The sequence below is a fragment of the Actinomadura sp. NPDC048955 genome (assembly GCF_040649435.1).
GTDB lineage: Bacteria > Actinomycetota > Actinomycetes > Streptosporangiales > Streptosporangiaceae > Spirillospora > Spirillospora luteofluorescens.
On the sequence record NZ_JBEZJI010000012.1, the window covers coordinates 163,799 to 190,684 of the forward strand.

Annotated in this window: 21 protein-coding genes; 14 read left to right on the forward strand and 7 right to left on the reverse strand. The window is 72.6% G+C overall.

The genetic code is table 11. The features are described 5' to 3' along the window. Positions 1-44: 44 nt before the first annotated feature. The 5 genes from AB0C84_RS15190 (at position 45) to AB0C84_RS15210 (ending at position 7,162) form a co-directional block, all read left to right on the forward strand. Positions 45-491, forward strand: a complete 447-nt coding sequence (locus tag AB0C84_RS15190; RefSeq protein ID WP_361065840.1) for an Rv3654c family TadE-like protein — start codon at positions 45-47, stop codon at positions 489-491. A 161-nt stretch (positions 492-652) separates the two neighbouring features. Then, a complete protein-coding gene (locus AB0C84_RS15195; protein ID WP_361065843.1) occupies positions 653-1,912 on the forward strand; it encodes a hypothetical protein in 1,260 nt (419 codons plus the stop codon). Between the two features lie 270 nt (positions 1,913-2,182). Continuing rightward, complete coding sequence (locus tag AB0C84_RS15200; protein WP_361065846.1) at positions 2,183-5,182, forward strand: AAA family ATPase; 3,000 nt, start codon at positions 2,183-2,185, stop codon at positions 5,180-5,182. A gap of 17 nt (positions 5,183-5,199) precedes the next feature. Next, complete coding sequence (locus tag AB0C84_RS15205; protein WP_361065849.1) at positions 5,200-6,606, forward strand: FAD-binding protein; 1,407 nt, start codon at positions 5,200-5,202, stop codon at positions 6,604-6,606. 184 nt (positions 6,607-6,790) lie between these two features. Then, positions 6,791-7,162, forward strand: a complete 372-nt coding sequence (locus AB0C84_RS15210) for a hypothetical protein (protein ID WP_179845410.1) — start codon at positions 6,791-6,793, stop codon at positions 7,160-7,162. Between the two features lie 5 nt (positions 7,163-7,167). Here the strand turns inward: AB0C84_RS15210 and AB0C84_RS15215 are convergent, their stop codons facing one another. Next, positions 7,168-9,477, reverse strand: a complete 2,310-nt coding sequence (locus tag AB0C84_RS15215) for a DEAD/DEAH box helicase (RefSeq protein WP_361065852.1) — start codon at positions 9,475-9,477, stop codon at positions 7,168-7,170. Positions 9,478-9,727: 250 nt separating this feature from the next. Between AB0C84_RS15215 and AB0C84_RS15220 the strand changes: the two genes are divergently transcribed. The 4 genes from AB0C84_RS15220 to AB0C84_RS15235 all read left to right on the forward strand — a co-directional run bounded on the left by AB0C84_RS15220 (position 9,728) and on the right by AB0C84_RS15235 (position 15,344). Next, a complete protein-coding gene (locus tag AB0C84_RS15220; protein WP_021597910.1) occupies positions 9,728-10,081 on the forward strand; it encodes an STAS domain-containing protein in 354 nt (117 codons plus the stop codon). Positions 10,082-10,097: 16 nt separating this feature from the next. Further along, entirely contained in the window at positions 10,098-10,541 is a 444-nt protein-coding gene (locus tag AB0C84_RS15225; protein ID WP_258941924.1) for an ATP-binding protein, read from the forward strand. A 1,553-nt stretch (positions 10,542-12,094) separates the two neighbouring features. Then, complete coding sequence (locus tag AB0C84_RS15230) at positions 12,095-14,593, forward strand: sodium-translocating pyrophosphatase (protein ID WP_361065855.1); 2,499 nt, start codon at positions 12,095-12,097, stop codon at positions 14,591-14,593. Positions 14,594-14,876: 283 nt separating this feature from the next. Further along, complete coding sequence (locus AB0C84_RS15235; protein ID WP_361065858.1) at positions 14,877-15,344, forward strand: histidine phosphatase family protein; 468 nt, start codon at positions 14,877-14,879, stop codon at positions 15,342-15,344. Between the two features lie 4 nt (positions 15,345-15,348). Here the strand turns inward: AB0C84_RS15235 and AB0C84_RS15240 are convergent, their stop codons facing one another. The 5 genes from AB0C84_RS15240 to AB0C84_RS15260 form a co-directional block, all read right to left on the reverse strand. Then, complete coding sequence (locus AB0C84_RS15240) at positions 15,349-17,598, reverse strand: FUSC family protein (RefSeq protein ID WP_361065861.1); 2,250 nt, start codon at positions 17,596-17,598, stop codon at positions 15,349-15,351. Between the two features lie 168 nt (positions 17,599-17,766). Further along, positions 17,767-19,020, reverse strand: coding sequence for a phosphoserine phosphatase SerB (serB, locus tag AB0C84_RS15245; protein ID WP_361065864.1), 1,254 nt, complete (start codon positions 19,018-19,020; stop codon positions 17,767-17,769). Positions 19,021-19,083: 63 nt separating this feature from the next. Further along, the gene (locus AB0C84_RS15250; RefSeq protein WP_361065867.1) at positions 19,084-20,127 is read right to left on the reverse strand and encodes an S-adenosylmethionine:tRNA ribosyltransferase-isomerase; all 1,044 of its coding nucleotides are present in this window, start codon (positions 20,125-20,127) and stop codon (positions 19,084-19,086) included. Then, a complete protein-coding gene (locus tag AB0C84_RS15255; protein WP_361065870.1) occupies positions 20,124-21,455 on the reverse strand; it encodes an MFS transporter in 1,332 nt (443 codons plus the stop codon). Before AB0C84_RS15255 ends, AB0C84_RS15250 begins: the two co-directional genes overlap by 4 nt. Before the next feature lie 23 nt (positions 21,456-21,478). Further along, on the reverse strand, positions 21,479-22,147 hold the full coding sequence (locus AB0C84_RS15260; RefSeq protein ID WP_361065873.1) for an SDR family oxidoreductase: 669 nt from the start codon (positions 22,145-22,147) through the stop codon (positions 21,479-21,481). A gap of 214 nt (positions 22,148-22,361) precedes the next feature. On the opposite strand from AB0C84_RS15260, the gene AB0C84_RS15265 reads away from it, so the two are divergent. The 5 genes from AB0C84_RS15265 to AB0C84_RS15285 all read left to right on the forward strand — a co-directional run bounded on the left by AB0C84_RS15265 (position 22,362) and on the right by AB0C84_RS15285 (position 26,695). Further along, positions 22,362-23,501, forward strand: a complete 1,140-nt coding sequence (locus AB0C84_RS15265) for a GAF domain-containing sensor histidine kinase (RefSeq protein ID WP_361065876.1) — start codon at positions 22,362-22,364, stop codon at positions 23,499-23,501. Next, positions 23,498-24,199 carry a response regulator transcription factor gene (locus tag AB0C84_RS15270; protein WP_361065879.1) on the forward strand — a complete coding sequence of 234 codons (702 nt, stop codon included), beginning with the start codon at positions 23,498-23,500 and terminating at the stop codon, positions 24,197-24,199. The genes AB0C84_RS15265 and AB0C84_RS15270 overlap by 4 nt, the downstream gene beginning before the upstream one ends. A gap of 36 nt (positions 24,200-24,235) precedes the next feature. Beyond that, entirely contained in the window at positions 24,236-25,021 is a 786-nt protein-coding gene (locus AB0C84_RS15275) for a protein phosphatase 2C domain-containing protein (protein ID WP_179845422.1), read from the forward strand. Positions 25,022-25,542: 521 nt separating this feature from the next. Next, positions 25,543-25,890: a DUF2752 domain-containing protein gene (locus AB0C84_RS15280; RefSeq protein ID WP_258941915.1), complete on the forward strand. Its 348-nt coding sequence runs from the start codon at positions 25,543-25,545 to the stop codon at positions 25,888-25,890. A gap of 88 nt (positions 25,891-25,978) precedes the next feature. Next, positions 25,979-26,695, forward strand: a complete 717-nt coding sequence (locus tag AB0C84_RS15285; RefSeq protein ID WP_339155800.1) for an RDD family protein — start codon at positions 25,979-25,981, stop codon at positions 26,693-26,695. 105 nt (positions 26,696-26,800) lie between these two features. Here AB0C84_RS15285 and AB0C84_RS15290 read toward each other — a convergent pair. After that, positions 26,801-26,886: integrase core domain-containing protein (locus AB0C84_RS15290; protein ID WP_361065897.1), on the reverse strand; the 86-nt coding region annotated here is incomplete at its 5' end.

A 26,886-nucleotide genomic window follows, 5' to 3' on the forward strand; every position in this document is an offset into this window, starting at 1 on the left:
GTGTTTGTGAGTGGGAGTCCCAGGGGCGGAGTTTGGGGGAGCGGATGAGGTTCTGGGCGGGGTGCGGTGGGGGCTTGGGGCGGTGGGGGAGCGGGTTGGGCGGGGATCGGGGGGCGGGGACGGTTTTTGTGGTGGGGTTCGCGGTCGTTGTCTGGGTGGTGGGGGTCTCGGCGGTCCTGGTCGGCGGGGTTCGGGGGGCGCGGCATCGGGGGGAGGCGGCGGCGGACATGGCGGCGCTGGCGGGGGCGGCGCGGGTGGCCGATGGACGTGGGGTCGCCTGTGCGAGGGCCAGGGAGATCGCGGTCGGGTCGGGTGCGCGGGTGGTGCGATGCCGGGTGCGGGGCGAGGTCGTCGACGTCTCGGTGGCCGTCGACGTCACGATGCCGATGGGGCTGAAGGGACGGCGGATCGTTTCCCGGGCGAGGGCTGGCCCCGCGGGGCGGGACGGCGTACCCTGGCGCCACATGTCTCGTTGCACTGAGTGTCAATAGAGGCGGAGAGGGGTGCAGGGAATGACACGCGTTCCTCTTTGTCATCCCTCTGTGACTTTTTGCTACCCGGTGGTACGTTACGCTGCCGTAAGCCCGTAGTTATCGCCAGGCGCGGTGCGTCCGGCGGAAGACCGGCGCGAGCTGTCGAAGGGATTGAGGCCGTGACCATCATTCGCAGGATCGGTGCGATCGCGCTCGCGGCACCCCTTGCGATGAGCTTCCCGGTACTCGCCGCCCTGCCCGCGCAGGCGGCCTCGACCAGCGTCATCGCCCCGGCGAACGGCGCCGTGATCAGCAGCGGGTCCCAGGTGACGGCGAAGGCGCACTTCGACTTCGCGATCACGATGCAGCTGCGGGTGGACGGTCCCGGGATCGGCGACACGTTCCTCCAGGAGAAGGGCCTCTCCGGCGATATGTCCGGAACCTTCTCGATCAGTCGGAATGGTCGCTACAAGGTCTACCTGCTCGGCAAGCAGACGAACCACGTCTACGACTCCAACACCTTCACGGTGCGCATCGCGCCGGCGGCCCCCACCGGCGTGTCCGCCAGCGCGTCCGGCGGGAAGCTCGCCGTGAAGTGGAACCGCGGCCTCGAAGACGACCTCACCGGCTACACGCTCGCCGGTTCGGGCGTGAAGTCCAAGTCCGGCTCGCTGAACTCCCTCTGCTCCGGGACGAGTTGCTCCACCACCCTGTCGCTGACACGGTCCAGCGGCGCCGCCTCCGTGGGCATCAAGGCGGTCCGGTCCACCGGCACGGGTGGATCGATCTACTCGGGCGTCGCTTCGGCGACCACCTCGCTCGGAGGCGGGACCGGTTCCACGCCCGGCGGCTCGGTGCCGTCCCTGCCGTCCGGCGGCTCCGGAGTCCCCAGCGCCGGGACGCCGCTGACGCCGTTCAACAACGAGTCGCCGGTCACGCTCCCGTCCGTCCAGCCGGACGGCGCGACGCCCGGGCTCACCTACCCCGCGCCGCAGATCGCCACCGACTCGCCGAAGGCCCAGAACGTCGCGGCGACCGACCGGCTCCAGTGGGGCAAGAGCGTCGGCATCGCGCTGGTCCTGCTGATCGTCGCCGCGCACCTCGGGACCTGGACGCGCCGCCTGCGCGTCGCCGGGGCGGGCACGAGCAGCAACGGAATGGCGGCGCGTATCGCGCGCGGCGGCACCGGCCGCAAGCGGGTGAGCAAGTCGCGCCAGCAGATCGCGCGCGCCGAGGCCCTCGCCAAGACCGCCCCCGTAGCGGCCGCCAGGGCGAAGGGTCGCTCGCCCAAGCGCGCGAGCGGCACGGCCGTCCTCGACTCGAAGCCGAAGGCCGGGCGCCGTCCCGCGACCCTCGGCAAGCCCTCCGGCGGAGTGAGCGTCCGCCTCGCCGACGACGCCGCGAAGACGAAGCCCAAGCGCGGCCGCCGCCGCAAGTGACCCCCTGCCCCACCCACGGCCGGGCGACTGTTTCCGGTCCGTGCGTCGTGATGGGGTGCTGGCGTGCGGAGGCTCGTTGCATGTCGTTGCGCCAGGTCAGGGCTGTGGCGGGTGGTGTTGGGGCGACGTACCGTGGGGTTTATGCGTGAGCGGGGGCGCCGCCACATCTCAGGGCGGTCGGTGCTGCCGGGGGTGACATCTGGGTGCCTCCGGGCGCCGCCGGGGGCGGGCTGAGCGATGGCCGGTCTGCGGGCTCGGTTGCTCGGGGGCGTGGAGTTGCGGCTCGACGGTGAGCCGCTCCCGCCGCTGGAGTCCGCGAGAGTGGAGTCGCTGCTCGCCTATCTGCTGCTCCACCGGGACGCGCCGCAGTTGCGGCAGCGGCTGGCGTTCCTGCTGTGGCCGGACTCCACGGACGCCCAGGCGCGCACCAATCTGCGCAAAGTCCTGCACAATCTGCGCCGGTGCCTTCCGGAGACCGATCGCTTCATCGATATCGGCGCTCGCACACTGCGGTGGCGCGAGGACGCACCGTTGTGGCTGGACGTCGAGCAGTTCGAGCAGGCGCTCGCCGACGGACGGCTTGAGGACGCGGTGCGCGTCTACGGCGGTGAGCTGCTGGAGGGCGACTACGACGAGTGGATCGCGGACGAGCGCGAGCGTCTCGCGAAGCTGCACATGGAGGCGCTCGGGGAGCTGGCGCGCAGGCATGAGCGGGACCGGAACTGGCCCGCGGCCATCCGCTGCGCCGAGCGGCTGGTCGGGTGCGATCCGCTGCGGGAGGAGGGCCATCGCCTGCTGATCCGGCTTTCCGGTGAGGGCGGCGACAGGGTCCGGGCGCTGCGCACCTACCACGTGTGCGCCGCGACGCTGGAGCGGGAGCTCGGTGTCGAGCCGTCCCCGGAGACGCGGGCGATGTACGAGGAGCTCCTGGCGGAGACGGCCCCTGTCATGGGCGGCCGGCATGCGACGTCGCCGTTCGTCGGGCGCGAGGAGGAACGCGACCGGCTGGCGGGCGCGTGGCGGGCGGCCGCACGTGGCGGCGCCCGGTTCGTGCTGGTCAGCGGGGAGGCGGGCGCCGGCAAGACCCGGTTGGTGGACGAGTTGCGCGTCCGCGTGAACGCGGTAGCCGTCGAGGCGCGGGCCTACCCGGCGGAGGGGACGATCGCCTACGGGGTGGTGGCGGCGTGGCTGCGTTCGCGTCCGGTGTCCGCGCGGTTGCCGAGGCTGGACCGCGCGGAGTTGACCGAGCTCTCCAGGCTGCTGCCCGAGCTGGGAGGCGACGCGGCGCCGCCCGAGCCGGTCTCCGAGGCGGAGCTGGGGCGGCGGCTGCCGCGCGCCATCGGCCGTGCGCTGCTCAACGCGGGCGCGCCCCTGCTGCTGGTCGTGGACGACGCGCAGTGGGCGGACGCGCAGTCCCTGCGACTGATCCACTACCTGGTCCGGGCGGCGCCGTCCGCGCGGCTGCTCGTCGCCGCAACCGCCCGCCGCGAGGACCTCGACGCCGGTCATCCCCTCGGCGCGCTGATCGGGTCGCTCCAGGAGCTCGGCCGCTTCACCGAGATCGGGCTCGGCCGGCTCGGCCCGGCGGAGACGGCGCGGCTGGCCGAGCGCGCCGCGGGAGGCCCGCTGGACGCCGCGGACCTCGACCGCCTCTACGGCTACAGCGAGGGCAACCCGCTGTTCGTGGTGGAGGCGATGCGGGCGGACGCGCCGGCGGACACCGCGAAGGTGCAGGCGGTGATCGCTGGACGGCTGGAGCGGTTGTCGCCGCCGGCCGCGGAGCTGGCGGGCGTCGCCGCGGCGGTGGGCCGCGCCTTTCCCGCGGACGTCCCGGCCCGGGTGAGCGGCTTCGACGAGCGGACGTTCGTCGCCGCGCTGGACGAGTTGTGGCGCCGCGGGATCGTCCGCGCGCACGGCCCCGGCGCCTACGACTTCAGCCACGGCCGGATCCGGGACGCCGCCTACGCCGCGCTGGGCCCGCCCCGCCAGCGCCGGGTCCACCTCGCGGTCGCGCGCGTGCTGGAGGAGTGCGGCGGTGAGGCGGCGGCGCTCGCCTCGCACTACGAGAGGGCCGGCGCGGTCGCCGACGCCGTCCGATGGCACGAGCGGGCGGCCGGGGAAGCGCAGTGGCTGCACGCGCACGCCGACGCGGCCAGGGAGTTGGAGCGGGCGCTGGCCCTGTCGGAGGGCCTGCCGTCGGGGCCCGGCACTGCCAGGACGCAGTTGCGGTTGCTGACGGCGTTGCCTGCGCCGCTCGTGGCGTGCGAGGGGTACGGGTCGGCGCGGATGGCGCGGGTGCACGCGCGGGCGCTCCGGCTCGCCGACCGGCTCGGCGCCGAGCCGGAGCCGCCTCTGGTGTGGTCGCTCGCGCTGGCGGCCCTCACGCGCGGCGAGTGGGCGGCGGCGAACGGCTTCGGCGCGCGGCTGCGGGACCGCGCCGAGAGCGACGGTGATCAGGTCCTGGGGGCCGAGGCCGACTTCGTCCACGGGATCGCGGCCTACTGGTCGGGCGACCTGGAGCGGGCCCGCCGCCACTTCACGGCGGCGGTGCGGCGATTCGGGTCCGCGCGGCGCGGCGCGCACGTGCTGCGCTTCGGGCAGGACACGGAGCTGATCGTCCGGCTGCGGCTGGCGCACGCGCTGTGGCTGCTCGGCCGCGGCGCCGAGGCCGACCGCGAGCGCGACGCGGCGCTGGCGGTCGCGCAGGGGTCCACCCACGCCTACAGCCGGGCGGTCACCTGGCTGTGGGCGGCGGTCGACGCCGTGGACCGCGGGGACGACGCGCAGTTCCGCCGCCACGTGAGCGGCCTGGAGGCGGACCTGGTCGAGGACGCTCCGCGCCAGGTCCGCGTCCCCATGGAGCTGTTCGGCGGCTACCTCGACCTCCTCGCCGGACGGACGGGGCCGGGACTGGCGCGCCTGCGGCACTGCCGCGACCAGGTCGTTCATGGGGAGGCGCCCGCGCCGGGCCTGCCGGGCGTCGCGACGCGGTTGCTGCTGGAGGGGTACTCCCTGGCGGCGGAGCCGGCGGGCGGGCTGGGCCTCGCGGACGAGGCGCTCGGCATGGGACGCGGCGCGCGGCTGTGGGAGGCCGAGATCCGGCGGCTGCGCGCGACGTTTCTCGCCGCGCTCGGCGCACCGGACGGGGAGGTGGACGCGGAGCTGCGGCGGGCCCTCGCGGCGGCGCGCCGCCAGGGGCAGCGGGCGTTCGAGGAGCGGGTGCGCGGAACGCTCGCGGAACGCGGCCTTCGCCAGGATCGTGCCATCTGACGTCCGGAGGAGGAGTGATGGCCACGATCGACCCGGTGGGCGCGCTGCGCGGCGCGTTCTCCGGCACGGTTCTGCTGCCCGGCGAGCCCGGTTACGAGGAGGGGCGCCGCGTCTTCAACGCGATGATCGACCGCCGTCCGGCGGCGATCGCCCGGTGCGCCGACGCGGCCGACGTCGCGGCGGCCGTCGGCGCCGCCCGCGAGAACGATCTCATCGTGGCGGTCCGCTGCGGCGGCCACAGCATCGCGGGGCTCGGCACCTGCGACGACGGCATGCTGATCGACCTGAGCGGGCTCAGGACGACCAGCGTGGACCTCGCGGCGGGGACGGCGACGGCGGGCGGCGGCGTCCTGTGGGGCGAGTACGACGCGGCGACCCAGGAGTTCGGGATGCACAGCCCCGGCGGGCGCGTGACCACCACCGGCATCGGCGGGTTCACGACCGGCGGCGGCTACGGCTGGACGTCGTCCAAGTACGGGCTGGCCTGCGACAGCCTCGTCTCGGCCGAGGTGGTGCTCGCCGACGGGAGCATCGTGCGGGCCAGCGAGAGGGAGAACCCCGAGCTGTTCTGGGGGATCCGGGGCGGCGGCGGCAACTTCGGCGTCGTCACCGAGTTCGAGTTCCGCCTTGACGCCCTGGGCCCGACCGTCTTCGCCGGGCTGACCCTCTTCCCGATGGAGCGCGCCCTGGAGACCATGCGGGGTTGGCGCGACTGGGCGGACACCGCGCCCGACGAGGTGTCCACCGCGTGCGCCGTCATGACCGCGCCGCCGGAACCGTTCGTCCCGCCGGACCTGCAGGGCAAGCCGGTGTTCGGCGTGCTCGCGATGTACGTCGGCGCCCCTGAGCTCGGCGAGGAGGCGATGCGGCCGCTCCGCGACCTCCGGCCGGTCGTCGACCTCCTCGCGCCGATGCCCTACCTCGACTTCCAGGCCATCATCGACCCGATCACCCCGCCCGGCTTCCGGGGCTACTGGCGCGGCGAGTACATGCGCGAACTGGGCGACGACGCCGTCGACACGTTCCTCTCCCACGCCGGCGGGATGGCCGGACGCGGCGCCCCGATGTCCCAGATGGTCGTCTTCCGCATCGGCCAGGGCGTCGCGAGGGTGCCGGACGAGGCGACGGCGTTCTCCCACCGCGACGCCCGCTACCTGTTCCACCCGATCTCGGTGTGGTCGGACCCGTCCGACGACGAAACGAGGATCGCCGAGACCCGCGCGTTCGCGTCGGCCATGCGGCCGTTCGGCACGGGAGCGTCCTACCTCAACTTCACGGCGGAGGGGAACCGCGTCAGGGACGCCTACGGAGAGGAGAAGTACGCGCGGCTGGTCGCGCTCAAGGACTCCTACGACCCGACCAACCTGTTCCGCCTCAACCAGAACATCCGTCCGACGCACCCGGCGGAACCCGCGCTCGCGTGACGCGGGCCGCCCCGTTCACCGGGCCTCCTGAGGGACGGGTGAGGTCGGAGGGGCTGGCGAGCGCTCTGGGCACGGTCTAGGCTGCCTTGCCAGTCGGATCGTCCGGCTTGTCCGGCAATGCGGTCCGTCGTCCGAGACCTCGGCCCCGCCGCACAGGGGGCCCGATGGAGAGGAGACCCTCCGCATGATCTTCCTGGGACTGCTGGTCGCGCTCGCCGCCGGCGCGGTCGGCGTCGCCGTCGTGCTGGACAACCCGGGCGCGGCACGGTTGACCCTGTTCGGCGACGAGGTCCCCGGGGTCACCTCGCAGTGGCAGGTCTTCATGGCCGGCGCCGTGGTCGCCATCCTGTTCATGGCCGGGATGATGGTCGCGTCCCTGGGGTTCCGGCGCGCGATGAACATGCGGCGCGAGCTGCGGGACCTGCGAGACGAGCACGAGGAGTCCCTGCAGACGCTGGAGATGGAACGGCGCAAGCTGCAGCAGGCGCTGGCCCAGGCCCGGCGCGGGATGGACGACCCGGCCTCCGTCCCCGCCCAGCGCGTCGCGCCCAACTGACCGTGCTACTCCGGAACCTCGTGCAGGAGAACGGCCAGAAGGTCGAGTGCGCCGCGCTTGTCCAAGGGGTCGTTGCCGTTACCGCACTTGGGTGACTGGATGCAGGACGGGCAGCCCGAATCGCACTCGCAGGACGCGATGGCGTCGCGGGTAGCGCGTAGCCAGGACGCGGCGTCGCCGTAGCCACGTTCGGCGAATCCCGCGCCGCCTTCATGGCCGTCGTAGACGAAGACCGTGAGCAGCCCGGTATCGGGGTGGACGGCCGTAGAGACGCCGCCGATGTCCCAGCGGTCGCACGTGGCGAACAAGGGGAGCAGGCCGATCGAGGCATGTTCGGCGGCGTGGGCGGCGCCCGCCAGGTCGAGGTCGTCCAAACGCGAGATTTGGGCTTCGGAGAGCGTCCAATACACGGCGCGCGTACGGAGGGTCCGTGGCGGCAGGTCCAGAGGCTTCTCGCCGAGCATCTCCCCCGTCTGCAAGCGGCGCATCTGGTACGCGACGACTTGTCGGGTGACTTCGACGGTTCCGAAGCTGAGCGTGGCCTCGCCCCAGGAGACCGAGCGGAGCCGCTCCACGATGCTGATGTCGGTGACGTCGCGGGCGGTGGTCGAGTAGTCGGGGTCCGCCGCCTCGACGAGCGCGACGGAATCGTCCAGGTCGAGGGTCTGGACGATGAACGACTCGCCCTGGTGGATGTAGACGGCCCCCTCGTGGACGGTGGTATGCGCGGACGGCTCGTCCACGGTGCCGAGGAGCCGTCCGGTGGACGCCTCGACGACCTGGACGGGGGCGCCGCCCGCGCCCCGGATGTCGGCCAGGTCGCAGGCCCTGTCGCGGCGCGTCCAGTACCAGCCGGCGGGGCGGCGGCGCAGGAAACCGCGCCGCACCAGGTCCGGCAGCAGGTCGGCGGTCGCGGGCCCGAAGAGCGGCAGGTCGTCCTCGGTGAGCGGCATCTCGGACGCCGCCGCGCACAGGTGCGGTTCGAGGACGTAGGGGTTGTCGGGGTCGAGCACGGTGGCCTCGACCGGCGTCCCGAAGATCGCCTCGGGGTGGTGGACGAGGAACGTGTCGAGCGGGTCGTCGCGGGCCACCAGGACCGACAGCGCCGCCTGCCCGGAACGTCCGGCACGTCCGGCCTGCTGCCAGAGAGACGCGCGGGTGCCCGGCCATCCGCAGACCAGGACGGCGTCGAGCCCGGAGACGTCCACACCGAGCTCCAGAGCGTTCGTGCTCGCCAAGCCGACTATCGAGCGCGAGCGCAGGGCGGCCTCCAGAGCGCGCCGTTCCTCGGGCAGATAACCCGCACGGTAGGCGGCGACCTGCTCGGCCAAGCCGGGGGCTACATCGTGCAGAGCGCGTTTGGCGCTGAGTGCCACCGACTCCGCGCCGCGCCTGGACCGGACGAAGGCAAGCGTCTGGACGCCCTCGACGACAAGGTCTGCCAAGAGGTCGCCGGCTTCGGCGGTCGCCGTACGTCGAACGGGTGCGCCCTGCTCGCCGCGCAGGTCCGTCAGTGGCGGCTCCCAGAGGGCGAACGTGGCGGGCCCGCGCGGAGAGGCATCGTCGTCCACGGCCACCACATCAAGGCCGGTAAGACGGGACGCCGCCGCGGCGGGCTCCGACGCGGTGGCCGAAGCGAGGATGAACGTGGGGGACGCGTGGTACCGCTCGCACACCCGGCGCAGGCGCCGCAGAACCTGCGCGACATGCGACCCGAATACGCCGCGATAACCGTGGGCCTCGTCGATGACGACATAGCGGAGGCGACGCAGAAAGGACGACCACCGGGCATGCCCGGGAAGGAGCGACCTGTGCAGCATGTCCGGGTTGGTCAGCACGTAGTTGGCGTGCTGCCGGACCCACGTCCGCTCGTCCTGCGGCGTGTCCCCGTCATAGGTCGCTGCGCGCACCCGCGTGAGGCGCAGAGAGCGCAGAGCGCGGAGCTGGTCGGCGGCCAGAGCCTTGGTCGGGGAGAGATAGAGGACCGTCCCCTCCTGGCGAGGGTTCTCCTCACCCGCGTAGATCGCCTCCACGCAGGGCAGCAGGTAGGCCAGCGACTTGCCGGACGCCGTCCCTGTGGCGATGATCACAGAGCGTCCGGCGCGGGCATGCTCCGCCGCCGCGGACTGGTGCTCCCACGGTGAGGGGATGCCGACGGCGGCCAGCCGCTCCACCAGCAGCGGAGTCGACCAGGAAGGCCACGCCGCCCGGCGTCCTTCACGTGCCGGAACGCTTTCCACATGGGTGATGCGCTCGCGCCGTGCCGGGTCGGCGAGCAGCCGGTCCAGGGGAGTTGAGGATCTTTGGGCGCCCATCAGGTTTTCAGTGTGCCAGCCGGGGCAAAACTACGGGAACGCCCCGGCGCCGAAGGGCCTGTTCCCCCTGCTCTGACCCTGAGATCAGCAGGTCAGACGGGATGGCGCGAACTTTCGCCCGTGTGGGCGATTACGTGCGTACACGGCGCCGGAGCGTGGTTGAATCACGGCGAAGTCCCGGCGGTCGGCGCCCTGCCCAAGGGGCTCGGACGCCGGCATCGGATAGTGCTGCACGGCGCGTGGAGGATCTGTGGATCTGAAGGTTAACGACTACACCACCGACGATGGCCTCACCGTCATCAACGTGGAGGGCGAGATCGACGTCTACACGGCGCCGAAGCTTCGCGAGAAGCTCATCGACCTGGTCAACAAGGGCAAGTTCCACCTGCTCGTGGACATGGAGAAGGTGGAGTTCCTCGACTCGACCGGCCTCGGCGTCCTCGTCGGCGGACTGAAGCGGGTGCGCGCCCACGACGGCTCGCTGGAACTCGTGTGCACCCAGGAGCGCATCCTCAAGATCTTCCGGATCACGGGGTTGACCAAGGTCTTCGGCATCCACGACTCGATCGCCGAGGCCGAGGAGAAGCGCAAGGGCGCCAAGTAGGCGGCCCGCGGCTGAAATGTCGACCGTTGAACTGTCCTTCAGCGCGCTGCCCGTCCACGTCCGGACCGCCCGGCTGATCGTGACCGCCGTCGCCCGCCGCAGCGGCGTCGCCGAACCCCTGCTGGACGAGGTCCGGCTCGCGGTCGCCGAGGCATGCTCCCGGGCCGTGGAGGCGCACCGCCGGCACTGCCCGGACGAACCCGTCCGCCTCGAACTACGCGGCGAGAAAGGCCGCTTCGAGGTGATCGTCAGCGACACCGTCCCCGGCGACCTCTCCCCGGAGGGGCTCCCGGCAACCGCCGCGGACGAGGAAGAGGACGAGTACGGCCTCGGCGAGGGCACCGCCGAACTCGGCCTGGCCGTCATCGCCGGGCTCGCCGACGACGTGGAGATCGCCAACACGCCCAAGGGGGTCCAGATACGGATGAGCTGGCCGGCAGAAGCCGAAGCGAGTATTTGATGGCAGTGTCTTGCTCTTTCGGGCCTAGGCGGCCCAAAAGAGCAAGACACTGCGGGCGATCGCTGGCATCGCTTCGACTCGCCTTGCGGCTCACTGCGCGATCAGGTTCTCGCTTCGCTTGAACCTGCCTTCGGACGCGATCGCAACGTGTTTACGGCAGTGCTCTCCTCCTTCGGGCCCGGGGGCCCTCCATCGTCGAGGACTGCGGGCGATCGCTGGCATCGCTCCGTCTCGCCTTGGCGGCTCGCTGCGCGATCAGGTTCTCGCAGGCTCGAACCTGCCTTCGGACGCGATCGCAACCCATTGAGGTTGTTGCGTGGTTGCTGCGTCGGTTGAGGTCGGCGCATTAGACGGTTTCCGTCGTTGTGTCCAGTACTTCCTTCTCCGGGCGCTGCGCGCCCTCCCCATCGGTTTGGTGCGGCCATCGTTTCAGTGCACCCGTGGGGTCAGTGCGGCCATTGGTCCGGGGTGCTCATCGGTTCGGTGCGTCCGTGAGGACGGTGGGGTTGTTGGTCCGGTTGCTTATCGGTTCGGTGGTGGGCGAGTGCTGGCATCGATCCGGCTCAGGTGACGGTTTGTCGCATGCGCACGTTGCTCTTTCACTTGGATCTGCCTCCGACCGTCCTTCCGACTGGATGGCAGGCTCATAGCGTGTCCCTCTAGAGGGGTGTGGCCCGGTGGCTGGTCCGCCGGGACTGTCGATCGGCACCCTGCCGTCCGGTGGGGTCGGGCGGTGGGTCAGCTCGACAGGTCCGGGCGCCGCATCGTGCGCCGCGTGGTTGTTCGGGGGGAACGCGCCGGGTGTGTCCGGTCGGCCGTGGCGACCGGTTTCTGGGCGCGGTGCGCGAGCCGTGTGGGGCAGGACGCCGTTCTGGTTGGTCGCGGGCCTGGGCTTGTTGCGGGAGCACGGCTGCCCCCTTGTGCGGCCTCATCGGGCGCGCTCGTGTGCCCGTCCGGTAGGTCCGCGGCGGAGCACGCCTCCTGGGGTGCTGGTGGCTTGGTCTGGGCCTGCTGAGCGCGCTGGTGGCCTGTCGGGCGTGGTTGCCCCTTGGTGCCTCTGCTGCGGCTTCGTTGGGCTGACGGTCGGGCTGGGGGCGTGGTGACCGTGTGTGAGGACGGTTGGGGGCGCCGTGGGGCTCGTGGGGCCGGTGGTGTGAGATTCTCTTGTGATCACCGGGGATTCGACCCGATTTGGGTCTAGACATATTCCGTGTTAATGCCTAGCTTGAATGCGGACGCCGGTGGTCGTGCCGATGTGCCGGTCATGGCCTGTGCTCGTCAAGGTATCGGCGGGGTCATGAAAGCCTGGCCCGGTCTGACCTGGGACGATGCCGTCTGATCAGGCCAATGGGTCAATTTCTGGCGTATCGCGTGTTTCATTTCGGCGACATCTTCATGAAGGGCGTCGCGGCCTTAACATTCGACTTACGCGTGCGTAGACTCCCGGCACCCGCGTTGCCGTGCGAGGCGTTCGAAATCGTGACTCGTGGGGTACGCGGTAAAGATCGCTTTTATGTCGGTCGCGATCGCAACGCCCCTGTCGAGGAGGACGGATGCCCGGGTTTTCCCTGTCAGACCCGGCCAGCGCTGAAGTGGATCTCGGCGGCGGCGACCTTTCCCTGGTCGTCGTCGTCGCCGTGGTCGCACTGCTCGCACTGGCCGTCGCCGCGGGTCTCGTACGCGACGTCCTGGCCGCCGGCCAGGGCACCGCCAAGATGCAAGAGATCGCGCGCGCCGTTCAGGTGGGCGCGGGCGCCTACCTGAAACGCCAGTTCCGCACGGTCGCGATCTTCGTGGTCCTGATCCCGCTCCTCCTGCTGCTCCTGCCCGCCGACTCCACCGGCGAGCGGATCGGCCGGTCCGTCTTCTTCGTCATCGGCGCGATCTTCTCCGCCGTCACCGGGTTCACCGGCATGTGGCTGGCCGTCCGGGGCAACGTCCGGGTCGCCGCGGCCGCCCGCGAGGAGGGCGGCGAGAAGACCGCGATGCGGATCGCCTTCCGCACCGGCGGCGTCGCCGGCATGTTCACCGTGGGCCTCGGCCTGTTCGGCGCCGCCGTCGTGGTCCTGGCCTACCAGGGCGACGCGCCGAAGGTGCTGGAGGGCTTCGGCTTCGGCGCCGCGCTGCTCGCCATGTTCATGCGGGTCGGCGGCGGCATCTTCACCAAGGCCGCCGACGTCGGCGCCGACCTGGTCGGCAAGGTCGAGCAGGGCATCCCCGAGGACGACCCGCGCAACGCGGCGACGATCGCCGACAACGTGGGCGACAACGTCGGCGACTGCGCCGGCATGGCCGCCGACCTGTTCGAGTCGTACGCGGTCATGCTCGTCGCGGCGCTGATCCTCGGCACCGCGGCGTTCGGCAACCAGGGCCTGGTGTTCCCGCTGATCGTGCCGATGATCGGCGTGATCACCGCGGTGATCGGCATCTTCGCGGTGGCGCCCCGGGCCGGGGACCGCTCCGGGATGACCGCGATCAACCGGGGCTTCTTCATCTCCGCGGGGATCTCGGCCGTCCTCGTGGCGGTCGCCGCGTTCGTGTACCTGCCCTCGTCCTTCGCGGAGCTGGACGGCGTCCGCGACAAGGCCATCGCCGGCCTGGACGCCGACCCGCGCTGGGTGGCGCTCGGCTCCGTCCTGATCGGCATCGTGCTCGCCAGCGCGATCCAGCTGCTCACCGGCTACTTCACCGAGACCAACCGCAAGCCGGTCAAGGAGGTCACCGACAGCGCCCGGACGGGGCCCGCCACCGTCATCCTGTCGGGCATCTCGCTCGGCCTGGAGTCCGCCGTCTACACCGCGCTGGTGATCGGCGCCGCCGTGTACGGGGCGTTCCTGCTCGGCTTCGGCAACACCACCGTCGCGCTGTTCGCGGTGGCGATGGCCGGCACCGGGCTGCTCACCACCGTCGGCGTGATCGTCTCGATGGACACCTTCGGGCCCGTCTCCGACAACGCCCAGGGCATCGCCGAGATGTCCGGGGACGTCCAGGGCGAGGCCGCCTCGGTGCTGGAGCGGCTGGACGCGGTCGGCAACACCACCAAGGCCATCACCAAGGGCATCGCGATCGCGACGGCGGTGCTCGCGGCGACGGCGCTGTTCGGCTCGTTCCGCACGACGGTGATCGAGGCGCTCGCCGGCGCCTCGAAGGGCGCCAAGGACGCGATCGGCGCCGACTTCCTGAACTTCAACCTGTCGATCGCGAGCCCGAACGTGCTGATCGGGCTCATCGTCGGCGCGGCCGTGGTGTTCATGTTCTCCGGTCTGGCGATCATGGCGGTGGGCCGCGCGGCCGGCCGGGTCGTGGTCGAGGTGCGCGAGCAGTTCCGCACCAAGCCCGGGATCATGGACTACACCGAGAAGCCCGACTACGACCGGGTCGTGGACATCTGCACCCGGGACGCGCAGCGCGAGCTCGCCACCCCGGGCCTGCTGGCCATCATGACGCCGATCGCGGTCGGCTTCGCGCTCGGGTACGCGCCCCTCGGGGCCTTCCTCGGCGGCGCCATCGCGGCGGGCGTGCTGATGGCGGTGTTCCTCGCGAACGCCGGCGGCGCCTGGGACAACGCCAAGAAGGTCGTCGAGGAGGGCTACCTCGGCGGCAAGGGCAGCGAGGCGCACGAGGCCACGATCATCGGCGACACGGTCGGCGACCCCTTCAAGGACACCGCCGGCCCCGCGATCAACCCGCTGATCAAGGTGATGAACCTGGTCGCGCTGCTGATCGCGGACGCGGTGGTGACCTACGCGGGCAACACCCCGCTGCGCGTCGGCGTCACGGTGCTGTCGGTCGGGGTCGTCGTCGCGGCGATCGTGATCTCCAAGCGGCGCGCCGACCCGATCGGGGACTCGTCCGCCGACCCCGCCGTCGAGGGCGGCAGGCCGGGGCCGGACGCCGCCAAGAGCGGCGAGGCCGCTGGCGCGCTCGACGGAGGTGCTCCGAAGGAGGCCGCGGTGGGCGCCGAAGGCGCGGGGGGTCGTCCCTCCTCCAGCAGCGCCGTGGAGGCCGAGGCCGAGCCGGACGCCGAGGAGTCGTCCGCGGGCAAGTCCTGACCGGCTGAACGGGAGGGGCCGGTGGCGACGCGCCACCGGCCCCTTCCGCGTCCCCGGGGGGCCCGTCCGACCATCCCGGGCCCGGTCGTACGCTGTACGGGAGGGCCGGGACGTCCCGCCCTCGACCCAGCGGATCGATCTCGGGAGGCGGCCGTGGCGAGCGGCGGCGGCAAGCGGACGATGTCGGGGCCCAAGGGCTTCGCGATCGTGATCGGCGGAATGTTCGGCATCATGGCCGTGCTGTGGACCCTGGCGGCCCTCGCGGCCCCCTAATGTGACGGCCATGCCCACGCTCATCGTGCTCCGCCACGCCAAGGCCGAAGCCGGCCTCGGCATACCCGACATCGATCGCAAGCTCACCGATCGCGGGCGCCGCGACGCGACCGCGGCCGGTGACTGGCTGCGCGCGAACGGTCTCGCCCCCGAGCGGGTCCTGTGCTCGCCCGCCGCGCGGACCCGGGAGACCCTCGCCCGCCTGGCGCTGGACGCGGAGACCGCCTTCGAGCCCGGCATCTACGACAACGACCCCGACGGGCTCCGCACCCTCGTCTCCGAGACGCCGGGCGCCGGCACCCTTCTGCTGGTCGGGCACAACCCGTCCGTGCACCACCTCGTGCACGACCTGACGGGCCAGGCCCCCGACTCCTTCCCGACCTGCGCCCTCGCCGTGATCGACTTCCCGCCGGGCGACTGGGCGGACGTCCGGACCGGCCTCGGGACGCTGCGCACCGTCCACACGCCCAAGGACTGACGGCTCACGGGCGCGGCTCGGCGGCCTCCAGGGACGACGCGATGACCTGGTTCACGTCCCGGCGCAGCTCCCCGATCGTGTAGCGGGTCCCGGAGACCTGCAGCAGGGCGTGCCGGAGCGGGGTGAGCTCGTCGGGGCCGATTCCCTCCTTGATCTCGGCGCGGCGCCGCCGGGTCAGCGTGGACAGGTAGGAGTCGAGTTCGGCGAGCTCCTCGGCGAGCTCCTCCACGGGCGTGCCGGCCTCCGGGTCGCGCTCCCCCGGCTCCTCCAGCAGGTCGCCCGCCTCCTCCAGCTGGTCGGCGAGGCGGTCGAGGATCTCGGGGATCGGCCCGGTGTCCACGGCCCGCTCCCGGGACATCTTCGCGACCGCGATGAGGTGGTCGCGGGCGCGGTGCGCGGCGGCCACGGCCCTGCGCAGCCGGTCGATCAGGTCGAGGTCGGGCACGCGCTCGTGGCCGAGCCGGGTCCGGGTCTCGGCGACCGCCTCCGCCGCCCGCTCCGCCGTCACGATCGTGTCGTGCGGCAGCCGGGTCCGCTCCCCGGCGAGGACGTCCGCCGTCGTCCGGACGAGCCCGGCGTGCGTGCGCATGAGCCGTTCGAGCTGGCCCGGGAGCCGTTCGAGGTGCCCGGCCGGCCACAGCAGCAGGACGGCGAGGTAGGCCATCAGCGACCCGGCGAGCGTGAGCCCGATCCGCTCGCCCGCGGTGCGCCAGTCGGCGGGCGCGGAGAAGTCCAGCAGCATCATCGCCAGCGGCGTCCCGAACAGGGCCCAGTAGGAGAAGTTCACCGACCGCATCGCGAAACCGGCCCCCGCGAAGCAGAACGCGATCACCGCGACGGTGGGCTGACCGGGCGCGAGCGTCAGGATGACCGCGGCGACGGCGGCGCCGGCCGCGGTGCCGCCGACGCGCTGGACGAGCCGGTCCACGGTCTCGCCGTAGGTGGCACGCAGGCTCAGCATCGCGGTGATCGTCAACCAGTGGCCGTGCGGGATCGCCAGCGCGGCGGCGAGCGCCATCGACACCACCGCCGTCACGTACACCCGCGACACCTGCCGGAACGTCGGGGAACGAGTGTGAACGGCGCGGCGCACCCGGTCCCAGACCGGCATCGGGTCGAGCGTGCCCGGCATCCGCGGCACCGTGAACCCGATGCGCAGCCCGCTCGCGACGAGGCGGCGCGTGGAGGCGACCTCGCCCGCGATGCGGTCGACGGACCGGCGCACCTGACCGATCAGCGCGACCGCGACCAGGTCCTCGTCGCCGGCGAGCCCGGCGCGCCTGATCTGCTCGGCGGCGCGGACCATCCGCCGGACGGCGGCGGACTCCTCCCGGCCGAGAGGCGCCTCTCCCGCCGTCGCGATCGCCCCGGACAGCAGCCGCAGCCGCGCCGCGAGCGCCGAGATCGCCGTCTGCGTCTCCATCCGCCACTCGCGGTCCGGCGGGTAGTTCTTCGCCGCCTCCAGGACGGCCTGGAGCGTCACCGTCTCGTGCAGGACGCGTCCCAGCGCGTCGATGACCCGCTCCGGCCTCGTGGGCTCGTTCCCCGCCCGCCCCGACCGGTACAGCCCGTAGGTGGCGCGCGCCGCCGTCAGCGACTCCGACGCCGCCCGCCGCTTGGCCTCCCAGTCGGGGATGCGGGTGACCGCCAGCAGGTCGGGGTTCGTCAGTTCGACGGCGTCGAGGGGCCCCGCGTCGTGGGCGCCCACGTCCTGCGCGACGGCGTCCAGGGCCTCGGCGACCGCGTCCGCGGACTCGCTCAGCGCCTCCCGCAGCGGCCGCAGCCGCCGCGCGGGCCACGGCGCCAGCAGCAGTGCGGCGGTGAGCAGCCCGCCGATCAGCTCCAGCAGGCCGACGTTCACCACGTCCGCGGACGGCGGCCGGACGGCGCTCAGCAGCACCGCGAGCCCCGCCGTCGACCCGATCCGCGGTACCGCCACGCCGAGCGCGACCAGCGGCGGCACCACGATCACCGCCGGCCACAGATGCCCGCTGAGCAGCCCGCCGACCCCGGACCCGACCGCGACGATCAGCACGCCGACGGTGAGGTTGCGCGCCCGCGCCCCGTACGGGCCCTCGGGAGCCCGCAGCGCGACGAGATAGGCCCCGAGCGCGATCATCGATCCCTGGGCGGCGCGCCCCGTCAGCGCCCCGACGAGGAGCGGCACGGTCACCGCGAGCGCGGCCGCCAGCCCGTAGAAGGGCGCGGCCTGCCCATGCACCTGGGCATAAGCCCCCCGCGCCCGCCGCAGCATGAGCGATATCTTCCCTGTTCTCCCAGCGGGTCGCTCACTTGGGCCCCTGGCTACGCGGGCGATCCTTGGACGAGCCACGCCATGACGTTTGTGGAACCGACCTGAGCCGAAGCCGCGAGCCGGGCGACCGCAGCGACACGACGCACACCCGCACGGGCACAAGAAGCCTCAGCCGTGGCGTGAGGATCGCCCGGCTCGTGACGGGGGTTCCAGGGGGTCGCCCCCCTGGGAGTCTTGAGCGTCGGCGGCTTCCACCTCTTCGCGGGAGATGCCCAGGAGGAAGACGATGGTGTCGAGGTAGGGGACGTTGACGGCGGTGTCGGCGGCCTGGCGGACGACGGGTTTGGCGTTGTAGGCGATGCCGAGGCCGGCGGCCTGGAGCATGTCGAGGTCGTTGGCGCCGTCGCCGATCGCGACGGTCTGGCTGATCGGGATGCCGGCCTCGCGGGCGAAGCGCTCCAGGGCGGCGGCCTTGCCGGCGCGGTCGATGACCCGGCCGGTGACGCGCCCGGTGAGCTTGCCGTTCTGGATCTCCAGGGTGTTGGCGGCGGAGTAGTCGATGCCGAGGTCCTCGACGAGGGCGTCGGTGACCTGGGTGAAGCCGCCGCTGACGATCGCGAACTTGTAGTCGAGGCGCTTGAGGGTGCGGACCATGGTGCGGGCGCCGGCGGCGAGGCGGAGCCGGTCGCGGACGGCGTCGATGGCGGCGGCGTCCAGCCCGGCGAGGAGGGCGACCCGCTCGCGCAGGGAGCCCTCGAAGTCGAGCTCGCCGCGCATGGCGGCCTCGGTGACCTTGGCGACCTCGTCGAGGCAGCCGGCGTGCTCGGCGAGCAGCTCGATGACCTCGCCCTGGATGAGGGTGGAGTCGACGTCCATGACGATGAGCCGCTTGGCACGCCGGTGCAGGCCGCTGTGCTGGACGGCGACGTCGACCCGCTGCTCGACGGCCTCGGCGGTGAGCGCGGCGCGCAGCCCGTCGGGGTCGGCGCCGGAGACGTCCAGCTCGATGCAGGTGACGGGGTTCTGGGCGAGGCGCTCGATGCGGTCGATGTTGGCGCCGTGCGCGGAGATCCGTCCGGCGATGCCCGCCATGGCGGCGGGCTTGAGGGGGTTGCCGAGGACGGTGACGTGCAGGCGCCCGCTGCGCTTCGGCATGCGCTTGTTGCGCCCGGTCGACAGCTCGATCTCCATGTCGAGGTCGTTCGCGACGCGTTCGGCGGCGTTCCACACCCGTCCGATGTCGGCGCCCTCGGTGTAGGCGAGCAGGACTCCGAGGACGAGACGTCCTCGGATCACGACCTGCTCCACGTCCGCCACCGTCAGTGGGAACTGGGAGAGTGTGCGGAAGAGGCGCGACGTGACGCCGGGGCGGTCGCGGCCGGTGAGTGTGATGAGCAGCGTGCGCTCTGCTGACCCGTCCATAGCTGTTCACAACGGTACCGGCCGCGCCGGGAGTCCCGCCCGTCAGGTCCGGCATGCGAGACGCTATCCGGGCAGGATCAGGTTCAGATCGCCGAATTCGTGCCAGAGGTAGCACTGTGCGAGGGCGGCCTCGTAGGTGGCGGTGAGCAGGTCGCGGCCGGCGATGGCGGTCAGCATCATCAGATGGGACGACCTGGGCTCGTGCAGACCCGTGAGGAGGCCGTCCACGGTTCGGACGCCGCCCTCGGGGGTCACGATGTGCTCGGTCCAGCCGGAGGACGCCTGGACGCGTCCCGCGGCGTCCACGGCCGTCTCCAGGGCGCGCACGGCCGTGGTGCCGACGGCGATCACCCGGCGGCCCCGCGCCCGGACGTGCCCGACGAGGGCCGCGGTCGCCTCGGGGACGGTGTAGGGCTCGGCATAGGGCGGTTCGTGGGCCTCGGGGGACGCGACGCCCGTGTGGAGGGTGATCGGGGCGATCAGGACGCCGCGCGACACCAGCCGCGTCACCAGTTCGGGCGTGAAGGGGCGGGCGGCGCTCGGCATCTCCGCGCCGCCGGATGAGCGGTCGTGGGCGAAGGCGGTCTGGTAGGCGGAGGCGGGCCAGTCGCGGCGGACGTGCCCGTACCTGATCGGGACGCCGTGGCGCCGCAGGTAGGGGACGACGTCGGTGCTCAGCCGGGCCTGCCAGAGCCGGCCGGACTCCCCGCGGGCGGGGTGGCGGTGCCGCCCGACGAGGGTGAGGGTGGCGCCGCCGGGCATCGGGATCCACTCGCCGGGGGAGCCTCCCGTGTACGGGCGGCTGGCCTTGCCGGTGAGGCGGCGCAGCTCGACGAGCCACAGCCGGTCGCCGGCGCCCTGGACCGGGGTGGAGAAGTGGACGCTGATCCGGTCGAGCCGGACGGCGGCGGGCAGCGTGGCCGAGGTGTTGACGACGAGCAGGTCGCCGGGGTCGAGCAGGCCGGGCAGGTCGCGGAACTCGTGGTGGGTGAGGGCGCCGGTGGCGCGCCGGGAGACCAGCAGCCGGACGCCGTCGCGGGTCCGGCCGCGCGCCTCGGGCGGCTCGTGCGCCTCCAGGGCGGCGGGGAGGGTGAAGTCGACGGTCATGTCCGGACCTCCAGGCGGAGAGCGGCGATCGCGCCGAACGCGGCGATCGCGGCGAACAGCGCCCCGGCGACGGCGAGCCCGGCGTCCAGCCGGGCGGCGCCGAAGCCGGTGACCAGCGCGCCCGCGACCCCGACCACGAGGGACGAGCCGAGGGTGTCGCTGATCTGCAGCGCGGAGGAGTTGACGCCCTGCTCGTCCTCGGCCGACAGGTCGAGCAGCAGGACGGAGAGGCTGCCGATCGAGAAGCCCATCCCGGCGCCGCCGACGATCCACGCGGGGGCGGCGAGCCAGCCGGAGAACTGCAGGGCGACGGTGGCGAGGACGATCCCGGCGGTGACGAGGACGGCGCCGAGCAGGGCGTAGAACTCGCGGGGGCGCTCGGAGCGGCCCTGGATCTGGGACGCCGCCGACCAGCCGAGCGCGCCGACGGTCAGGACGATCCCCGCCTGGGTGGCGCTGAAGTCGTGCAGCCGCGTCAGCGCCAGCGGGATGAAGACGTCGGTGCCGAAGAAGGCTCCCGACAGCAGGCCCCGGACGAGGATGACGCTCGGCAGCCCGCGGCGGAGCCGGAGCGTCCCGGCGGGCACCAGGCGGGGCAGCCCGAAGGCCAGGCCCGCGAGGCCGGCGAGGACCGCGGGGAGCATCGTCCAGCCCGTCCCGTCGAGGCCGTAGAGGAGGATGCCGGTGCCCGCGGCGACGCAGAAGGCGGCCGGCAGCCGCGAGCGGCCCGCGGCGGGGGCGCCGTCCGACGGCGCGATGCCGCGCAGCACGGGGAGCAGGAGCAGCGCGGGCGGGATCACCAGCGGGACGAGCCCGAGGAACACCCACCGCCAGCCGGCGTGCTCGGCCAGGGCGCCGCCGGCCGCCGGGCCGATCAGCGACGGCAGCACCCAGGCGGCCGACAGCGCGGCGAACACCCGGGACCGCAGGTTCTCGGGGTAGACGCGGGCGATCACGACGTACAGGGCGACGAGCGGGACGCCCGTGCCGAGGCCCTGCACGGCGCGCCCGGCGACGAACACCCACATGGACGGCGCCGCGCCCGCGACCAGCAGCCCCGCGACGAAGACGGCGAGCCCGATCAGGAACGGGCGGGTCGGTCCCGACCGGTCGACCCAGCCGCCGGCGAGCACCGTGGCCAGCAGGCTCGTGATCAGGGTCGCGCTGAAGCCCCACGCGTACAGGGACAGGCCGTCCAGGTCGCCCGCGACGACCGGCATGACGGTGCCGACGGCCATGCTCTCGAACGCCAGCAGCGTCACGACCAGGACGATCCCGAGCGTCGCGCCCCGGAACCCCGCGCCCAAAATGCCCTGTTTTGTTGTCACCCGCTCATGATCAAGGACGGTGGTCATCGCGCGTCCGCCAGGTCCGCCGCGCGGTAGCGCCCGCTCGGAAGGCGGCCGGAGACGAGCCGGTACAGCGCGGCGGCGGCCTCCTCGGGCGGCGGGGCCGCGTCCGCGTCCTCGCCCGCCGCGCGGAGCATGGCGGTGTTCATCTCGCCCGGATCCGCCCACCACACGGCCACGTCGGGCTCCTCGGCCGCGAGGACGTTCGACAGCTGCTCCAGCGCGGCCTTCGACGCCCCGTAGCCGCCCCACGTCTCGTAGCCCTCCACGGCCGCGTCCGACGTGATGTTGAGGATCGCGCCGCGCCGCTCCCGCAGCCCTGGCAGGACGGCCTGGATCAGCGCCAGCGGCGCGAGGACGTTCGTCGCGAACGTGTCGGCCAGGGCGCCCTCGGGAAGCGAGGCGAGCCGGGGCATCGGCGTCGGGCCGAGCGTGCTCGCGTTGTTGACGAGCAGGTCGAGCCCGCTTTCGACCGCGCGGGCGAGGGCGGCCCGGTGCGCGGGATCGGCGACGTCCCCGGGGATCGCCGTGGCGCCGGTATCGGCCGCGGCGGCGGACAGGGCGACGGCGTCACGGGCGTCGATGACGAGGTTCCAGCCGTTGTCGGCGAGGGTGCGGGCGAGCGCCCGGCCGAGGCCCCGGGAGGCTCCGGTGATCAGTGCCGTCTTCATGCCCTCGACGCTAGGAACCCGGGCGTCCGGCGGCATCGGCCGACGGGTCCCCCAGGCGGTCGTCAGATGGTCCTAGGACCGGCGTCCCGCGCTCGCGGGAGGGGCGGCGCGGCACGTACTCCCGCCGGCTGATTCGAGAAGACCCGCCTAGAGAGTACGGTCTTCACATGCGCGCGCCGAACGGCGCCCGCCGGGGGGAGAACGAGAGGCCGGGATGGTGACGGACGAGGGCCGCCACGGCGACCAGGGCGCGACCCTGCACGCCGTCAGCTCCGCCGTGCTCGCGGTGACCCGCCACCTGTCCGTGCACGAGGTGCTCCAGGTGATCGTCCGGGCGGCCGCCCAGCTGCTGGACGCCCGGTACGCGGCCCTCGGGGTGCCCGACGACGAGGGCTCGTTCGCCGAGTTCGTCGTCGAGGGCGTCTCGGAGGAGGAGTGGGAGCGGATCGGCCCGCTGCCCCGCCAGCACGGGATGCTCGCCGCGATGCTCAAGGGCGACGCGCCGAAGCGGCTCGGCGACATCCGCAAGGAGCCCGAGTTCGAGGGCTGGCCGGTCGCGCACCCCGTTTTGAAGGACTTCCTCGGTGTGCCGATCCGTGACGGCGAGGACGTCCTCGGCATCGTCTTCCTGGCCAACAAGCGCCAGCCTGGCGGCTTCACCCAGGACGACGAAGACCTGCTCACCCTGTTCGCCGCGCACGCCGCGATCGCGATGGCGAACGCCCGCCTGTACGAGCACAACCGCGAACTGACGGTCGTCGCCGAACGCAACCGCCTCGCCCGCGAGCTGCACGACGCCGTCGCGCAGAAGCTGTTCTCGCTGCGGCTGACGGCCCGCACCGCGTCCGCGCTGGCCGAGCGCGACCCGGTCCGGACCGTCCAGGAACTCCAGCAGGTGGAGCGGCTCGCGGCCGAGGCCCTCGCCGAGCTGCGCGCCGTCATCTTCGAGCTGCGTCCCGCCGATCTGGCGGACGGTCTCGTGGCGTCGCTGCGCAAGCACGTCGATGTGCTCGACCGCGCGCACGAGTCCACCGTCCGCCTCTGCGCCGACGAAGCGATCGTCCTGCCGGAGGAGCATGAGGCCGTCGCCTTCCGCATCACCCAGGAGGCGCTCTACAACGCGCTGCGCCACGCCAAGGCGAGCACCGTGCAGGTGCGGCTCCGCACTGAGGACGAACGGGCCGTGCTAGAGGTCTCCGACGACGGCGCCGGTTTCGACGCGTCCGATACGGATCCCCAAGGCGGCCTGGGCCTGACCTCCATGCGCGAGCGGGCGTACTCGATCGGCGGCGAGCTCGCGATCGACGCCGCGCCCGGCGAGGGCACGACCGTCCGGCTGGTGGTGCCGCTGTGAACGCCGCGCGGGGGCCGATCCGGGTGCTGATCGCCGACGACCATCCCGTCGTCCGGCAGGGCCTGCGGACCTTCCTCGGCATCCAGGACGACATCGAGGTCGTCGGCGAGGCCGAGGACGGCACGTCGGCCGTGACGCTGGCCGAATCCCTGGAGCCCGATATCGTGCTCATGGACCTCAAGATGCCGGGCGCCGACGGCCTGACCGCGCTGGCGGAGCTGCGGGCTCGCGGGGTGACGGCACGGGTCCTCGTCCTGACCAGCGTGACGGAACGCGGGCACGTGCTGCCGGCGGTCCAGGCCGGGGCGGCCGGATACCTGTACAAGGACGTCGACCCGCAGGCGCTCGTCCAGGCGATCCGGGCGGTCAACGACGGGCACGTCCTGTTCGCGCCCGACGCGGCCGAGGCGATGCTGCGGAACGGGACGGCGGGTGACGCGGGAAGGGACGACCGCGGCCTCGCCGCGCTGACCGAACGGGAACGGGAGGTGCTCGTGCACATAGCGCGGGGCAGGTCGAACCGGGAGATCGCCCGCGCCCTCGTGGTGTCCGAGAAGACGGTCAAGACGCACGTCAGTAATCTGCTCATGAAACTGGGAGTCCAGGATCGGACGCAGGCGGCCCTGTACGCGGTCCGGCACGGTGTGGGAAACACGAGTGCCGCCGGGGAAACCGGGAAGACCACTGCCCGCGGCTGATACAACTCCTCTGACAGGATCGTCATCGAAATTGGTATGAACGTAGCAATCAGGTACGCAGCAGGCAGCGACATCGGGTGCAACCGGGAGAACAACGAGGACTCCGGGTACGCCGGTGCGCGGTTGATCGCGGTCGCGGACGGCATGGGCGGGTATGCGGGCGGCGAGGTCGCGAGCTCGACCGTGATCGGCTCACTGCGCTCGCTGGACACCGATGCCCATAAAGACGATCTTGTCGACATGCTGGGCCGCGCCGTGGCCGAGGCCAACGAGAAGTTGCGCATCGTCCGGGAGGAACGCCCCGACCTGAGCCGGATGGGCACCACGCTCACCGCCATGCTCTGGTCCGGCGAGTCCGTCGCGCTGGCGCACGTCGGTGACTCGCGCGGCTACCTGCTGCGCGACGGCGAGCTCTTCCAGATGACGCAGGACCACACCATGGACGAGCTGCTCAAGGCGGAGGCCGAGCAGGCCGGCCAGCAGGCCGATCCCGCCGAGACGTCCCGGCTCTCGCACGTGCTGTACCGCGTGCTGGACGGGCGCGAGGACCGCGAGCCCGACCTGCGGCTGCGCGAGGCCCGCCTCGGCGACCGGTACCTGCTGTGCTCGGACGGCCTGAGCGGCCCGGTCGACGCGCAGAAGATCTACGAGGTGCTGTCCGCGGAGGCCGAGCCGCAGCGCGCCGTCGACCGGCTGATCGAGATGGCCCGCGACAACGGCGGCCCCGACAACATCACCGCCGTCATCGCCGACGTCGTCGAGGCCGAGCACCTCGCCGGCTCCGACGAGCCCGTCGTCGTCGGCGCGGCCGCCCAGGCCTGACGCCCCGCCCGGCCCACCACCCCGGGCCGGACGCCACACCCGGCCCGAGGCTCACCGGGCCGGCCGTTTCCTCGGGCCTCGACGCCCCGGGCCGGGCACGATGCCGCCGGCCCGCCCGTGCGACACGCCGTGCCCCGAGGCGCCGAGGCGATCTTCTCCATCTCCGGCGCATCCCCGGCATCGCCCGTTCCGCGCGCACGTCCCGTTCGCCGCACGGCCCGGACCGGACGATTCATTCATGCTCGTAACGCGAAAGAGTGCCCATGTAGCAGGTGATTTGTCCTACTCTTGCCCAAGAGGTGGTGTCGCCGGGCACCGAGTAACGGTCTCGTAGCGGATCGTTGCCCGGACTTGACCCGCCTCAGGGTGCACCCGATATACGGGTCACTCACCTGTATGTCATCGAGGCGGAGGATTCGTTGGGGGGAGCGCCCGGGACGGCGTCCGCCGGTGCACCGCGAGGTGCGCTCGGGGGGATCGTCAGCCGGACCCTCACCGCGGCGCAGCACGGACCCCAGGGTGTGGTGCTGCGTGTCGCGGCGATGGCCGTCGCGGCCATCGGCGCGTCATGGATCCATCGCGTGAACGACCCCGGCGTGCTCTGTCCCCTGCGGGCGCTCACCGGAATCCCATGTCCCCTGTGCGGGGGCACGACCGTGTTCATCGAGTTCGGCTCGGGCCGCCCCGGCCAGGCCGTCCTCGCGAACCCGGTCGCGCTCGCCGGCGCCGTCGCCGTCGCCGCCGCACCGCTGGGACTGGGTGGACGGTGGTGGGCACTCCAGCCGAAGACCCGTGCCTGGATGCTCGGCACCGCCCTCGTCGGGTCGGAGCTGTGGCAGCTCGTCCGGTTCGGTGTTCTGCGGGTTTGAGCCGCGGTCGGTCCTCGGTCAGACTTGCGGAGCCCACCGGGTCCGGCGGGCGTCACATAACCACAGGGTCAATCAATAAGGAGCAAGTGTGGGCAACCCCTACGACCCGTACGGTCAGCAGCCGGGCTACGGGCAGCAACAGCCCGGTTACGGCCAGCAGCCCCCGGCCCAGCCCGGTTACGGCCAGCCCGGCGGGCAGCCCGGCTACGGCCAGCCTCCGGCGCAGCCCGGTTACGGCCAGCCCCCGGCGCAGCCGGGCTACGGCCAGCCCCCGGCGCAGCCCGGTTACGGCCAGCAGCCCCCCGCCCAGCCCGGCTACGGAGCGCCCTCGGGGCCCTCCCAGCCCGGCTACGAGGTGCACCACCACCACTACGGCTCGACCGGCCAGCTCGCCGAGTGGGGCTCGCGCGCCGGCGGCTACGTCATCGACTACCTGATCTTCGGTGGTCCGGTGTTCGTGCTGTACATCCTGATGATCATCCTCTCCAGCTCGGGCAGCTCGGGCGCGGCGCTGTTCGGCGTCCTGCTCATGCTGATCGGCGCGGCCATCTCCATCGCGGGCGGCCTGTGGATCTGCTACCAGGAGGGCACCACCGGCCAGTCCATCGGCAAGCGGCAGATGGGCATCCGGCTCGTCGGCGCGCAGACCGGCCAGCCCATCGGCTTCGGCATGGCCTTCGTGCGCAAGATCGCGCACGTCGCCGACAGCTTCCTGTGCTACCTCGGCTTCCTCTGGCCGCTGTGGGACGAGCGCAAGCAGACCTTCGCCGACAAGATCTGCAACACCATCGTGGTCCGCGCCTGACCCACGACCCACGACAGCGGGGCGCCCCAAACCCGGGACGCCCCGCTTCGCCGTTCAAGCACAACCGCCCAACCCGGTGCCTTGCGCTGCGCTAGCTGTACTTGGTCATGATCTTGGTGACAGTCGGGTGATGGGGGGCTTGCCGCCCAGAGCTGAGTGGGGGCGTTGGGTGTTGTAGTGCTCAAGCCAGG

Excerpts from the sequence above, each read along its gene's own strand:
- AB0C84_RS15190 (WP_361065840.1), top strand. The coding sequence starts at position 45 with ATGAGGTTCTGGGCGGGGTGCGGTGGGGGCTTGGGGCGGTGGGGGAGC.
- AB0C84_RS15205 (WP_361065849.1), top strand. The coding sequence starts at position 5,200 with ATGGCCACGATCGACCCGGTGGGCGCGCTGCGCGGCGCGTTCTCCGGC.
- AB0C84_RS15210 (WP_179845410.1), top strand. The coding sequence starts at position 6,791 with ATGATCTTCCTGGGACTGCTGGTCGCGCTCGCCGCCGGCGCGGTCGGC.
- AB0C84_RS15215 (WP_361065852.1), bottom strand. The coding sequence starts at position 9,477 with ATGGGCGCCCAAAGATCCTCAACTCCCCTGGACCGGCTGCTCGCCGAC.
- AB0C84_RS15225 (WP_258941924.1), top strand. The coding sequence starts at position 10,098 with ATGTCGACCGTTGAACTGTCCTTCAGCGCGCTGCCCGTCCACGTCCGG.
- AB0C84_RS15230 (WP_361065855.1), top strand. The coding sequence starts at position 12,095 with ATGCCCGGGTTTTCCCTGTCAGACCCGGCCAGCGCTGAAGTGGATCTC.
- AB0C84_RS15235 (WP_361065858.1), top strand. The coding sequence starts at position 14,877 with ATGCCCACGCTCATCGTGCTCCGCCACGCCAAGGCCGAAGCCGGCCTC.
- AB0C84_RS15240 (WP_361065861.1), bottom strand. The coding sequence starts at position 17,598 with ATGCTGCGGCGGGCGCGGGGGGCTTATGCCCAGGTGCATGGGCAGGCC.
- serB (WP_361065864.1), bottom strand. The coding sequence starts at position 19,020 with ATGGACGGGTCAGCAGAGCGCACGCTGCTCATCACACTCACCGGCCGC.
- AB0C84_RS15250 (WP_361065867.1), bottom strand. The coding sequence starts at position 20,127 with ATGACCGTCGACTTCACCCTCCCCGCCGCCCTGGAGGCGCACGAGCCG.
- AB0C84_RS15260 (WP_361065873.1), bottom strand. The coding sequence starts at position 22,147 with ATGAAGACGGCACTGATCACCGGAGCCTCCCGGGGCCTCGGCCGGGCG.
- AB0C84_RS15265 (WP_361065876.1), top strand. The coding sequence starts at position 22,362 with ATGGTGACGGACGAGGGCCGCCACGGCGACCAGGGCGCGACCCTGCAC.
- AB0C84_RS15275 (WP_179845422.1), top strand. The coding sequence starts at position 24,236 with ATGAACGTAGCAATCAGGTACGCAGCAGGCAGCGACATCGGGTGCAAC.